This window comes from Xylanivirga thermophila, from assembly GCF_004138105.1.
GTDB lineage: Bacteria > Bacillota > Clostridia > Caldicoprobacterales > Xylanivirgaceae > Xylanivirga > Xylanivirga thermophila.
Genome location: NZ_RXHQ01000016.1, coordinates 26,736 through 40,146 on the forward strand (window position 1 = coordinate 26,736; position 13,411 = coordinate 40,146).

Genomic DNA, 13,411 nt, shown 5'->3' on the forward strand with positions numbered 1-13,411 from the left:
CATAAATAGTGCACAGCCATTTTTATTGTACTTAATATTAATAGGTTTCTTTGAACACCTGGAAGAAGGATTGTGGATGTAAACAAGCGGGACAAACTTCGGGAGCCTTTTTTCCCTTATGAATATAACCGCAGTTTAGACAAATCCATTCTACCTCTTCATCCTTTTCAAATACCTTATTATTTTCTACATTACTAATGAGCTTGTTGTAACGTGTTTCGTGGTTTGTTTCAGCTTTTGCTATCATACGGAAGCAAGCAGCAACATCTGAAAAACCTTCTTTTTCAGCTACATCGGCAAAATGGGGATAAAGTTCACTCCATTCCTCATTTTCGCCAGCAGCAGCAGCTTTTAGGTTTTCCAAAGTATTGCCCATTGCTACTGGATAATCTGCTGTGATTTTAATTGTAGTAGGAAGCTCATCGGCAAAGCCTTCGCGTAAAAATTTGAAGAACCTCTTTGCATGCTCCTTTTCATTGTCAGCAGTTTCTAAAAAGATATTCCTTATCTGTTTATAACCTTCCTTATCAGCAATTGATGCATAGTATGTATAGCGATTACGTGCTTGTGATTCGCCTGCAAATGCCTTTAATAGATTTTCAGCAGTTTGTGTACCTTTTAAGCTTTTCATGTTTATTAAACCTCCATTTACTTAAGTATTGCTTACATATTAATAGTACCCTTTTATCATATATTGAAACATAATTTTGTGAATAATGTCAATTGATTTATTTCCAATAAATATATAAACTCAAATTAAGCGATAAGATAGGGATGGTTGGCATGGAAATAATGACAAATGCAGACAAGATATTAAACAAATACTTTGGGTATGATGAATTTAGACCGGGACAAAGGGAGGTTATAGAATCCATTTTATCTGGAAGGAATACTGTTGCTATTTTCCATACAGGTGGTGGGAAATCTATATGCTATCAGATCCCAGCGCTTATGTTTAATGGGACTACAATAGTTATTTCACCCCTTATATCCCTTATGAAAGACCAGGTAGATGAGCTTTTAATGAGGAATATATCAAGTACTTTTATAAGCAGTACCCTATCGGATAAAGAGATATCAATCAGGCTGGATAATATAAAAAAAGGGATGTACAAGATAGTATATATAGCACCTGAGAGATTTTATTCAGACGATTTTATAAATGCATTATCTTATATTCACATTCCATTTGTCGCAATAGATGAGGCCCATTGCATATCTCAATGGGGACATAATTTTAGGCCTGCATATTTAAAGATAAAGGATTTTATATCTGCTATAGGTTCACCCGTAGTGGCAGCTTTTACTGCTACTGCCAATCATAAGGTGCAAAAGGATATAATACGTTTTTTGGGGATGGAAAAATGCCGATTATATATTGCAAGTTTCGACAGACCCAATCTTACGTTTAAGGTAGAACATCCTGAAGATGAAGGATTATTCATATTAAAATATATAAAAAAGCATATAAAAAAGCCTGGTATAATATATGCTGCTACCCGTGCTAATGTGGAGAAGGTATATATCATGCTGTTGGAGCGTGGCATAAAGGTGGGTATGTACCATGGCGGAATGGATGGTGTTGCAAGGAATGCTACTCAAGAAGCTTTTCTTTCTGGAAAGACCAAGGTAATGGTGGCCACTAGCGCCTTTGGCATGGGCATAAACAAAGAGGATGTAAGATATATTATTCATTACAATATGCCAAAATCCATAGAGGATTATTACCAAGAGGCAGGCAGGGCAGGAAGGGATGGCAAAAGCGCTGAGTGCATCCTTCTATATTCTCCTAATGACTATAATATAAATAGGTATCTTATAGAGTCAAATTATCCACCTTTAAAACTGGTGGAGCGGGTATACAATAGAATATATAACAGAGGTGGTGTGGGGATTCCCATGCCGTTTCTAGTAAGGAGTTTTAATATAAGTCCAAATCTTGTTGAAAGTGCTATCAAAAAATTAGTTGAATATGATTATATACAAATAAAGGGTGGTGTGGCCTACGATATAAATAAAGGCCAATTCGATCTTACCCAGGACGATATAGATACTCATAGGCAAATAGAACTTGATAAGCTAGATAAGATACAGGAATATTGCATGACTGATGAATGTCTAAGGGTATTTATACTTAAATATTTTAATGAAAAACCTGATTTTAAAAAGTGTAATAACTGTAGTAGTTGTGGTGTCATGCCAAATAAAGAGGAACAGTTTTTGGTAGAGAATCTATTGGACGATATATTGGGAGTGGCAGATGAATCTTCCAAACCTGATATAGATACAAAGCTTTTATCAAAGCTTAAGAGATTGAGAAAAAGAATAGCCAAAAGGCAGGGGCAGGATGCCCATGCAGTTTTGGAAGATGATATACTAAAGGATATTGCAGCTATAAAACCCACCAGCAAGAGGCAGTTGGCCAAGGTGGTAGGTTTTACTAGTGATAAAATGAAGATATATGGAGAAGAATTATTGCAGGAAGTCCACAGATATCTAAAGGGATGTTAATTGTTTTCCGTTTCGCAGATTTTTTGGTTTAGACCATTCATTTCTTTAAATATCCATATGGCTGTTATTATGGATGCACCTAAATCTGATGCGGGGCCAGATGCCCATATGCCTTTCAGTCCCCAAAAATTAGGTAATATATATAACATGGGAATAAGAAGCAATACCTGCCTTGATAGGCTTAAAAACATGGCCTGTTTTGGTTTTCCAACTGCCTGGAAATAATTTGAGCTTACTACCTGAAATCCCACTATTGGCATCATTAAAAGGAATATATGAAGTCCTTCCGTACCTATCTGTATAAATTCCTTATTGTTTTTACCAAACAAACCTATAAGTTGTGCTCCCCAGATGCGGGTTATTATAAATCCTGATGTAACTATTACGGTTGCCCAAAATATTGCAAGCTTTAAAGCCTCTTTTACCCTGTCATATTTTTGCGCCCCATAGTTATATCCTATAATGGGTTGAGCCCCTTGGTTTATACCAAATACCGGCATTAAAATCATCATGGATATGCTATTTATAGCGCCTATTGCTGATATGGCCAAGTCACCTCCATATTCAGACAGGCTATTTAATAGAATTACATTTAAGATGCTAGATGCTACCTGCATGGCAAAAGGAGCAGAACCAATAGATATAATATCCCTTACTATACTCCATTTTAACCGGAAATTTTTTACCCTAACCTTTAGCATACTTTTACCGCCAAAGAAATATAAAAGGACCCAAGCAGCAGATATGCCTTGTGATATTATGGTGCCAATGGCTGCTCCCCTTACTCCCATTTTAAACTTGAATATAAATATGGGATCCAATATTGTATTTGTTATGGCGCCTATGAGCATAGTGGCCATGGCTATCCCAGGATTACCTTCGGCGCGTATAAAATTGTTCATACCAAAACTAATGCCTTGAAAAACTGCCCCATATAGTATTACACTCATATAGTCCCTAGCATATGGAAGTACTGCGTCACTTGCTCCAAATGCCCTGAGCAGCGGGTCTAAAAACATCAATCCCAATATTGGATATGGCGGCATGTACTAATACTGACAGAAGCATTGCATTTGCCAGTATAAGCTCTGCCTCTTCCTTTCTCTTTTGTCCCAGTCTTATGGATATGAGGGATGTAGCACCAACCCCTATAAGCATACCAAAGGCCATGAGCATTATCATGATGGGCATACCTATTGTTATGCCTGCTATGCCTAGGGGATCTACACCCTGGCCTACGAATATTCGATCCACTATATTGTATAGCGCATTTACCATAGTACCTACAATGGCAGGAATAGCAAATTTAAATAACAGATTGGATATCTTATCTTCTTCTAGTTCTTTTGATCTGTCCATTTCTACCTCCTAACAACATTTAGTCTATTAAAATAGTTAGTTAAAAGTTTAAATAGTTTTACTCCAAAAGTCAAACATTTATATGCTATAATAAATATAAGCATTTATAAGGAATGGAGTATGACAAATGAGCGGACAAAGTATTCTGGTTGTAGATGATGAGAAGGAAATTGCGGATCTTATAGAGATATATCTAAAAAATGATGGATATAACGTGTATAAGGCAGATAATGGTGAAGATGCATTGAGCATAGTGGGAAAATACCCCATACACCTTGTTATATTGGATATTATGATGCCAGGACTGGATGGCTTGGAGGTATGTAGACGCATAAGAATGGATAAGAATATACCTATAATAATGCTGAGTGCCAAATCACAGGATATGGACAAAATTATGGGCTTAACTACCGGTGCAGATGATTATATAACCAAGCCATTTAATCCGTTGGAGCTACTGGCCAGGGTAAAATCCCAGCTTAGGCGATATATATATTTAAACCCAAAGGCAAGAATAGAACAACGGCAAAATGCAGATATAGTCCAAGCAAGCGACATAACTATAGACAAGTCATGTCATAGGGTATATGTAGGCGATAGGGAGGTTAACCTTACCCCGACGGAGTTTGGGATACTCCTCCTTTTAGCTAGTAGTCCAAACAGGGTGTTTAGTAGTGAAGAGATATTTGAAAAGGTTTGGGAGGAGAGATATTTTGAATCCAATAATACGGTTATGGTACATATAAGAAAACTAAGGGAGAAGATAGAGGTAAACCCGAGAAATCCTCAATATATAAAAACCGTATGGGGGGTAGGATATAAATTTGAAGACTAAATTTTTCTCCAGTATACGCTGGAAGATGATACTTATGTTTCTATTGAGCATAGGTCTGACAATATTTACTGTATTTATATTATTGATGATTGCGGATTATTCATACAATACATCAAGTTTTATAGGAGGTGTTCTAAGACTTTTATCCAAGACTGTTGGAGCTGTATTTATTATAATTGTTACAGGTATAATGCTATTTGTTTTTTATTTTTTCCTATTTACCCGGGGCAGTATAAAGTATATAGAGGAGATATCAAGGGCCCTTGGAGAGATATCTGAAGGGAATTTACATATTACCATTCCCATAAGAACCAGGGATGAGCTGGGTGAACTGGCAGAAAACATAAATGAAATGGCGGAAAAACTGGATCGTTCCATACAGGATGAGCGAAATGCTGAAAGGACTAAGAATGAACTTATAACTAGTGTATCCCATGATCTTAGGACACCCCTTACATCCATAATAGGATATTTAGAGCTAATATCAGATGATAAATATGATGATGAAATAAGGCTTAGGCATTATGTAGATATTGTATACCAAAAATCAAAACGTCTTAAAAGCCTTATTGATGATCTGTTTGAATTGACTACATTGAGCTATGGAGGAGTAAAGTTAAAATGTCAGGATATAAACATAGGACAGCTTTTAGAGCAGCTGGCAGAGGAATTTGTACCTATTTTAAATGATGCACATATGGAGTATAGACTGCATTTGCCGGATGAGAAGGTTATTATATATGCAGATCCTGATATGCTAGTTAGGGTATTTGAGAACCTTATATCCAATGCTGTACGCTATGGACGGGAAGGTAAATATATAGATATACATATGAAGAAGCGGGAGAATAAGGCGATAACAGATATAATAAATTATGGTGATCCCATATCCCCATCTGAACTTCAGCATATTTTTGATAGGTTTTATAGAGTTGAACAATCACGCTCCCGGGAGACGGGAGGTACTGGTCTGGGGCTTGCTATAGCAAAAAATATAGTGGAGCTCCATGGGGGAAGTATAAGGGCGTATACCAAAATGAACAGTACAATATTTGAGGTAGAGCTCTTCATAAAATCTTAAGATATTCTTTAGAAATTATCTGTTAAGTATTTAAGGATATAGCTTTATAATTGGTGTTTAGAAGTAAATTGTTGGGAGAGATGTTTATGAAAAAAGTTATATCCATTATATTAGTAATAGCAATATTGCTTTTATTTCCATATATTATGATGACTGTAAACCTTGATGCCCAAGGAGCAGTGCTCATGGATGCAACAAATGGGAAAATATTATATGGAAAGAACAAGGATAGAAGGATGTATCCTGCAAGTACGACAAAGATACTTACTTCAATAATAGTAGCAGAAAACACCGATTTGGATAGTATGGTAACGGTAGGGGATGAGATAAGCCTTATCCCGGGGGATAGCAGTAAGGCTGGTATAGAGAAGGGAGAAACGCTTACGGTGAGAGATCTTCTAATGGGACTTATGCTTGCTTCTGGTAACGATGCTGCCTGTACTTTAGCTGTATATACTGCAAGATTGCACAGTCAAAGGTCTGATATGCCGGTAAATGATGCGATGGAGTATTTTGTAGGGCTTATGAACAGACGGGCTGGCGAGATAGGAGTAAAAAACTCCCATTTTGTAAATCCCCATGGTTATCATCATCCTGATCATTATAGTACGCCTAAGGATATGGCACTGATTACAAAGGAAGGTATGAAGTATCCTATTATTAAGGAAGCTGGGGATATGGAACAATACAAGTCAAGCACAGGGAAGGTATGGAAAAATAGAAATTTGCTTATACAAGAGAATGATCCTATTCATTACTATCCCTATGCTAAAGGACTTAAGACTGGATATACGAGTGCGGCAGGATATTGCGTAGTATCATATGCCAAAAAGGCGGATAAAGAACTTATATCAGTGGTGTTTAAAAGTACTAGTGAAGGCAGATGGCTAGATAGTAGGGCACTTCTATCCTATGGATTTGGAGATAGGCTGATAAATACACGTAGGATAGACATAATTGTTGAGGATTTAGCTATTACGCCGTGTTGTGGTATAATAGGGGTAATAAGTAGGATAGACATAATTGTTGAGGATTTAGGAAGAAAAATAAGGCAGACAGGTTTATTTGGAGCAGTTGAATATAAAAAATAGAGAGAGGAAGATGTGTTTTGAATATATTAGGACTTGAAGCTAGTACATCTTCTGCAAAGGCAGTAATATATTCTACGGAGGAAGGTGTAATAAAGGTTATTACATCTCCATATGGGGAAGATATAAGCGATGTAGTATCTCAAGATGCTGATGGTATGTATAATGCCCTCATAAATTGTGCCAGGGAGGCTTTGACCGGCGAAGCATTAGATATACATGGTATAAGTATTACAACCACATGGCACAGTTTGTTATTTTTGGACAATGCTAGACAGCCTATAGGCCGTATATATACATGGGCAGATACATCGCCTGCAGAAACTGTAAAGAGGTACAGGGCTGATGGACGATTTAGCAGTTGGTTTTATCATAAGACCGGGTGTGGCATACATAGTACATACCCCATATGGAAATGCATGCATCTAAAGGAAACAGATCCTTCTATGCTGCATAGAATACACTATATTTCATCTCAGCAGGAGTATATTTTTGAGAAGTTGACTGGAGAGGGAGTTGTATCCACTACAGTGGCATCGGGAACCGGGTTTTTTAATATTCACACATTAAAATGGGATGAAGAGCTATTGGATATGGCAGGGATAAATCTAAATACGTTATCTTCCATAAAAGAACCTGAATACAAAGCCCCGCTATGCAAGGAGGCTGCCGATATAATGGGATTGCCAGAAGGTATCCCTGTAATACTTGGAGGTGCTGATGGAGCCCTGAATCAAATAGGGGCGGGAGGTATGGGAGAAGGTATAATGACCTTATCAGTAGGTACTAGCGGTGCACTTCGTATGGCAACATCTGAGCCTATATTGCCCCATTATCCGTCTACATGGTGCTATTATCTGGCAGAGGGTAAAAGGATTGCAGGTGCAGCAACAGCAGGTGCAGGAAACTGTGTAAACTGGTTTAGAAATAAATGGCAGTATGGATTTAAAGAGCTGGAGCATATGATAAAATCAGCAGATATAAAAAAAGTGGACGACGCACCTTTTTTCATGCCATTCCTATATGGAGAACGCTGTCCCGGCTGGAATGATGAACGATTGGGAGGTTTTCTAGACATTAAAGGTAGTCATGACATAGGACAGCTTTACTATGCTGTTTTAGAGGGCATATTATTTAATCTATACCACTGTTATTCAATACTTACTGATATTATGGCTGAGCCAGATGAGATACGCATATCAGGTGGTATTACCCATTCCGACTTATGGCTTTCTATGGCGGCCGATATGTTTGAAAAGGATATGGTAACATCGGAAATAGAGCATGCTTCTATACTCGGGGGTATAGCATTGGCGCTTAAATCCCTTGGATATATGGATAGTCTGGCAGAATTTACACCGAATCTTGGAAAAGTGGTGAAGCCACGGGCGGGGATGGCAAATTTTTATAAAAAGCGGTTCGATAGATATATTGAGCTATATAATGATTAATAGCTCAATACTAAATTTCTATTTTATTATATCCATCTCCCGCCATTTTAAAAAGGGATAACAAGCTAGGTATTAAAGCGATTATCATTATAAGGGTGAGTATAAAATATACGAGCCCTTCTTTTGCGCCTAATTTTAACAGAAATAATAATATAATGGATATTATCCCTATTATTACAATAGTAGAGATTATGCCAAACAGGCCATTTAGGTTGGATTTTACTGCCTCTTGTGGGTTGGTCCAGTGAAGTTTTGGTCTATTTATATCTATCATAAGGTTCAGTATATTTATAAATAGTGCTCCAAGGAGGGAAAACATCACTATAATGGCTATGCGCCATATATTAATGCCTAAGATTATGGAAAATAATATGGTATTTATACCTATTCCTATTCCTGATATGGACATTGAGTGGATAATTTTCCCTATTACTTGTTCCCTAGGGGATATGGGAATTATCTTCGATATCCAAAATGTATTTCCCTCCCTTGATATAGAAGTACATGCGGCCATATTTGTGCCTGATATGAACAGGTTAAATCCCAATATGATCAATACTATATATGGTCCGGCAAGGGGACTGTCTATTAGGTTGTATAGTTCATCTAAATCTTTTGTCTGTGTAAAAAATGGCATAGCCAATATAAAGGGTGCTATTATCATGGGTAAAAGTCCATTAGTTGAATATATGGGGGTTCTTAAAAATATCCGCCACTCCCGCCCAAATATCGCCCAAACAGGATTCTTAGCCCTATATTTTCTACTATATATATCTTCTTTGGAAGTTTTTTTATTGGCATGTGATACTTCAGTTCCGGCTAATACGCCCTTATAGAATACTATATTGGCAGTCCATATGAGCAGGGCTAAAAGGGCAATTGATAAACCGGTAAATAGAAAAAGATACAAAAGACTATCAATACCCGTTTGGGTGATTGAGTATACTGCCCACAGACTTGGTGGGAAACTCTTTCCCATGGAGTTTATAATACCATATTGTGTAGTTATAAACCTATCTAAAAATTCCTGCTCGCTGCCAGGGGGGATGGTCTGACCAAAATAATTTATGCTAATGGCTATCAGTATGACTAATATACTGCCTATAACAGTTAAGGCATCCTTGTGCCTGCGAAGATTGATAAATCTCATCAATATAATGACCAAAAGGCTTGATATTGCAAGGGGCATTACAGGTGTCATCAGTATGAGTATTATGGATTTTAGCCAGTATATAAATCCCATACCCATTTTTATTCCATAGATTAATAGGGGAGGAAGCATAAAAGGTATGAGAATAAGATATTCATTTACCATTATTACAATAAATTTTGATATAAGTACTTCCCACTGTGTAAGGGGCAGAGGTATCAATATATTAAGGTCATTGGCAAAATAGAAGTATGATAATATATAAAATATCCCCATAAACATTATAATCATTTGAGCTCCTAAAAAAGCCATTCCCAGTATAATTTCTGGCTGATTTATGGTTCTTCCCTTGTCAAACAATATATTCAATAAATATGCATATCCAAATACAAGGCTTCCAACCCCTACTATTAAAGCTATTATGGTAGCTATAATTTCAGTTCGCCTGCCTTTATCATTTTTCAATTCATATCTGCGGGCAGATATGCCAAAGTTTACATTAAGACTTATCTTTATAAGTGACCATAGCCTATTCATCTTCTGTCAACTCCAAGAATATATTTTCAAGGGTCATGGAATGATCCATATGGCGCAGTTCTTCCATTGTACCAGCTGCTACCAGTTTTCCCCTGTTTATTATACCTATGCGATCGCATAGCTTTTCCGCAACTTCCAGGACATGGGTGGAGAAGAATACCGTATTGCCGTTTTTGCAGTGAGTATGCATGTATTCCTTTAAAAGATGGGCTGATTTAGGATCCAATCCAACCATGGGCTCATCCAGTATCCATACGGTAGGGTTGTGAAGAAGTGCCCCTGTTATTACCAATTTCTGCTTCATGCCATGGGAAAAACTTTTTATTATGTCCCCTGCAGCATGTTCAAGCTCGAACATCTCCAGGAAAAATTGTATCTGCCTTTTCCTATAATCTGCGGAAACGCCATATACATCTGCCATGAAATTTAGGTATTCCATGCCTGTAAGCTTTTCGTATATATCAGGATTGTCAGGCACATAACCTATACTTTGCTTGGCCATTATTGCATCCTTTTGTATATCAAATCCATTAATATTTATGCTACCACAATCGGGGTTTAAAAGGCCGGTCATCATCTTGATAGTAGTGGTTTTACCGGCACCGTTTGGGCCTAAAAATCCAAATATTTCACCAGGATGGACGGTAAGGGATAGATCGTCTACTGCCTTTATACTGCCCTTGTTATAACTCTTTGATATGTTCTTTATCTCTATCATAGATATCTCCTAAATTGATGTTATTAGATATTTAGATGATTAACTAAATATCTAATAACATTATACTATTCTTAAAGGACTTTAGCAATACTAATTGAAAAAAAGAAGCTGGAATGGTAGTATAAGTATAAAGACGATGCAAAATGGAGTTGATTTTTTAATGGATATTACGTTCTGTGGAGGAGCCGGTGAGGTAGGGGCAAGCTGTTATCTTGTGCAGATGGAGGGCAAAAATCTACTTTTGGATTGTGGCGTAAGGATGTCACGCACAAAGGATGTACTGCCGGATTTTAGTTTAATACAGGATTATGGAGGGGTGGATGCCATATTCATCACCCACGCCCATCTGGATCATACCGGTTCCCTGCCTATAATTAGCAGAGAGTATCCGAATGCACCCATATACATGACCCATGCTACCAAGGACCTTGTTAGGCTTCTTCTATATGACAGTCTTAAGATAATGGATATGAATGAGGGGGATATTCCCATATATGCAGAAGCCCATGTAAGGAGTATGTTGAGCAAAATAATTTGCTATTCTCCTGAATTTACCATACAGCCCTTTGAAGATGTAAATATAAGGGTCACATTTTATAATGCCGGACATATAGCAGGCGGGAGTGCGGTATATATTCAAGGCAGCGAGGGAAGTCTTTTTTATTCTGGGGATATATCTATGACGAATCAGCGCACTGTAAGCGGTGCTTCTATACCACGGCTTAGACCCGATGCAGCTATAATAGAGTCTACATATGGGGATAAACTACATGCCAATAGGGAAGTTGAGGAAGATAGGCTTACAGATATGGTAAAGGGAGTAATACTACAAGGCGGCAAGGTGCTTATTCCCGCATTTGCCCTCGGTCGAGCACAGGAGATAATACTCATATTAAAAAGGGCAATGAATAAAGGGACTATTCCAAAATTCAATATATTTGTAGATGGCATGGTGCGTGATATATGTAGAATTTATAGTTTAAATCCTAATTATCTAAAAAACGACCTTGCTAAAAGGATATGGAAGGGAAATGATATATTCTTTGATGACTTTATACAGCGTGTAGAAAATAGAGCGGATAGGGACGAGATAATAGCATCAAAGGATCCTTGCTGTATAATATCCAGTTCGGGAATGTTAAATGGGGGACCAAGTCAATGGTATGCCCAGAGGTTGGCGGGAGATGAAAAGAACTTTATAGCCATTACTGGATATCAGGATGAAGAGGCGCCTGGGCGTATCCTTTTGAATTTGATCGATGCACCTCCTGAAGAGAGGGTATTAAGAATAGATGATACAACATTTCCCGTAAAATGTGGTATAGGCAAATATAATCTGTCTGCCCATGCAGATAGTGATCAAATAATGTCCCTTGTACATGCATTATCGCCAAAACGGATATTTTTTGTTCATGGCGAAGGTGAAGTTATTATGAGATTGGGACAAAATGTTCAGCGGGAAGTACGGGGGAGGATTTATCTGCCTGCAAATGGTGAAAGATATGATGTTCGTATAGGCAGGCCTAGAAAGCAGCTTGAGCGGGCAAACATACCATCTATGAAAAGGCAGGGTATGCCTGAAGAACAGGATATAAAGGAGATATGGGCTTATATATTAAATAATGGAGGCAGGATGTTTGCCTTTAGCGCTGAACAGATTATATATATATGGAAGGGGAATGATGACGGCAATCTAGACGAGATAAGGGCATTTATGTATATGCTAAGTCAATCATCCTATTTTGAACCGGATGCAAAAAGACCATTTTTATTTCGTCCCCTCCCGCCTGATGAGGTAAAAAAGTGTGAGCTCGAATATATGGAGCTTAATCAAATGCTTTCAAAGGTAGATGAATTCTTTCCACCAAGTACGGGACTTTATAAAAAGGGCGCAAGGCATGATGAAGGTATAGCCATATTATATTTTGATTTTCCACCAGTAGCTGAGAAAAAGTATGGGGATGATATAAAAAGGTTTGAAGCTGAGACGGGGTGGAAGGTAGAACTAAACCAGGAGTATAATATGGATTCAATAGAGAGGGCGATATACAGTATACTACCAAAGGATGTATATATAGATGGTAAGATATCATACTATAGGGATCAAAAAAAGGTAAAGGTAAAACTTATGGGTGAGTATAACTTAGGAGAAGTTATAAATACATTTTATGATATTACCGGGCTTACATTGGATGTAAATGATACATCATCTACAAGACAAAATACTCCTCCATCGGCACAACCGGGGCAGATGGAGCAAAATGCTGCTTTTAGTATGATAGACGAGGCATTTCGTAATGTGAGACATAGATTGTATAAAAAGGGGCTAAAGCAGGATGATACTGGATCGTATATAGAACTATCATTTATTTCCCCGGAAATAGGTATTTCGTATGATGACCTTATAAAGGATCTATCCTCTAGGACTAGATGGGATATAAGGATAAGTCCAAATCCGAATCAAAACGAAATATTAAAATGTATAAAGCAGATATTATTTAAGAAAGGCTTATATACAAAGAAAAATCCCAGTATATATGTAGATAGGGGAGAAGTAAGGCTATATCCTGCGGGTGAATGGAATGGGGATATTTTAGAGTGCATTAAAGCAGAATTCAAAGAAGCTACAGGTTATGATATTATCTTGTAGGGAATGGGATTTGAGTATATAATTAATGTGA

9 protein-coding genes and 1 pseudogene are annotated in these 13,411 nt (G+C 37.5%); 6 read left to right on the top strand and 4 right to left on the bottom strand.

Annotation, left to right across the window (positions count from 1 at the left end):
* Positions 1–37: 37 nt before the first annotated feature.
* A complete protein-coding gene (rbr, locus tag EJN67_RS08565; RefSeq protein ID WP_129723915.1) occupies positions 38–631 on the bottom strand; it encodes a rubrerythrin in 594 nt (197 codons plus the stop codon).
* A 152-nt stretch (positions 632–783) separates the two neighbouring features.
* On the opposite strand from rbr, the gene EJN67_RS08570 reads away from it, so the two are divergent.
* Entirely contained in the window at positions 784–2,511 is a 1,728-nt protein-coding gene (locus tag EJN67_RS08570) for a RecQ family ATP-dependent DNA helicase (RefSeq protein ID WP_165000807.1), read from the top strand.
* Here EJN67_RS08570 and EJN67_RS08575 read toward each other — a convergent pair.
* Positions 2,508–3,870, bottom strand: a pseudogene (locus tag EJN67_RS08575) (MATE family efflux transporter). The gene EJN67_RS08570 and the pseudogene EJN67_RS08575 overlap by 4 nt on opposite strands.
* 127 nt (positions 3,871–3,997) lie before the next feature.
* On the opposite strand from EJN67_RS08575, the gene EJN67_RS08580 reads away from it, so the two are divergent.
* From EJN67_RS08580 to EJN67_RS08595, 4 genes are all read left to right on the top strand, one after another.
* Positions 3,998–4,705 (top strand): response regulator transcription factor, encoded by a 708-nt coding sequence (locus EJN67_RS08580; protein WP_129723917.1) that lies wholly within the window; start codon positions 3,998–4,000, stop codon positions 4,703–4,705.
* Positions 4,695–5,786: a sensor histidine kinase gene (locus EJN67_RS08585; protein WP_129723918.1), complete on the top strand. Its 1,092-nt coding sequence runs from the start codon at positions 4,695–4,697 to the stop codon at positions 5,784–5,786. Before EJN67_RS08580 ends, EJN67_RS08585 begins: the two co-directional genes overlap by 11 nt.
* An 86-nt stretch (positions 5,787–5,872) precedes the next feature.
* A complete protein-coding gene (locus tag EJN67_RS08590) occupies positions 5,873–6,877 on the top strand; it encodes a D-alanyl-D-alanine carboxypeptidase family protein (protein ID WP_165000808.1) in 1,005 nt (334 codons plus the stop codon).
* Positions 6,878–6,894: 17 nt separating this feature from the next.
* A complete protein-coding gene (locus tag EJN67_RS08595) occupies positions 6,895–8,325 on the top strand; it encodes a gluconokinase (RefSeq protein ID WP_129723920.1) in 1,431 nt (476 codons plus the stop codon).
* Between the two features lie 10 nt (positions 8,326–8,335).
* On the opposite strand, the gene EJN67_RS08600 is transcribed toward EJN67_RS08595, so the two are convergent.
* Positions 8,336–10,012 carry a putative ABC transporter permease subunit gene (locus tag EJN67_RS08600; RefSeq protein ID WP_129723921.1) on the bottom strand — a complete coding sequence of 559 codons (1,677 nt, stop codon included), beginning with the start codon at positions 10,010–10,012 and terminating at the stop codon, positions 8,336–8,338.
* A complete protein-coding gene (locus tag EJN67_RS08605) occupies positions 10,005–10,730 on the bottom strand; it encodes an ABC transporter ATP-binding protein (protein WP_129723922.1) in 726 nt (241 codons plus the stop codon). The genes EJN67_RS08600 and EJN67_RS08605 overlap by 8 nt, the downstream gene beginning before the upstream one ends.
* A gap of 94 nt (positions 10,731–10,824) precedes the next feature.
* Here EJN67_RS08605 and EJN67_RS08610 point away from each other — a divergent pair, with 94 nt between their 5' ends.
* A complete protein-coding gene (locus EJN67_RS08610; protein ID WP_207207998.1) occupies positions 10,825–13,380 on the top strand; it encodes an MBL fold metallo-hydrolase in 2,556 nt (851 codons plus the stop codon).
* Positions 13,381–13,411 lie beyond the last annotated feature (31 nt).

What these genes read in the sequence shown, in the direction of transcription:
- EJN67_RS08580 (WP_129723917.1), top strand. Translation starts at nt 3,998, where the DNA reads ATGAGCGGACAAAGTATTCTGGTTGTAGATGATGAGAAGGAAATTGCG.
- EJN67_RS08600 (WP_129723921.1), bottom strand. Translation starts at nt 10,012, where the DNA reads ATGAATAGGCTATGGTCACTTATAAAGATAAGTCTTAATGTAAACTTT.
- EJN67_RS08570 (WP_165000807.1), top strand. Translation starts at nt 784, where the DNA reads ATGGAAATAATGACAAATGCAGACAAGATATTAAACAAATACTTTGGG.
- rbr (WP_129723915.1), bottom strand. Translation starts at nt 631, where the DNA reads ATGAAAAGCTTAAAAGGTACACAAACTGCTGAAAATCTATTAAAGGCA.
- EJN67_RS08590 (WP_165000808.1), top strand. Translation starts at nt 5,873, where the DNA reads ATGAAAAAAGTTATATCCATTATATTAGTAATAGCAATATTGCTTTTA.
- EJN67_RS08605 (WP_129723922.1), bottom strand. Translation starts at nt 10,730, where the DNA reads ATGATAGAGATAAAGAACATATCAAAGAGTTATAACAAGGGCAGTATA.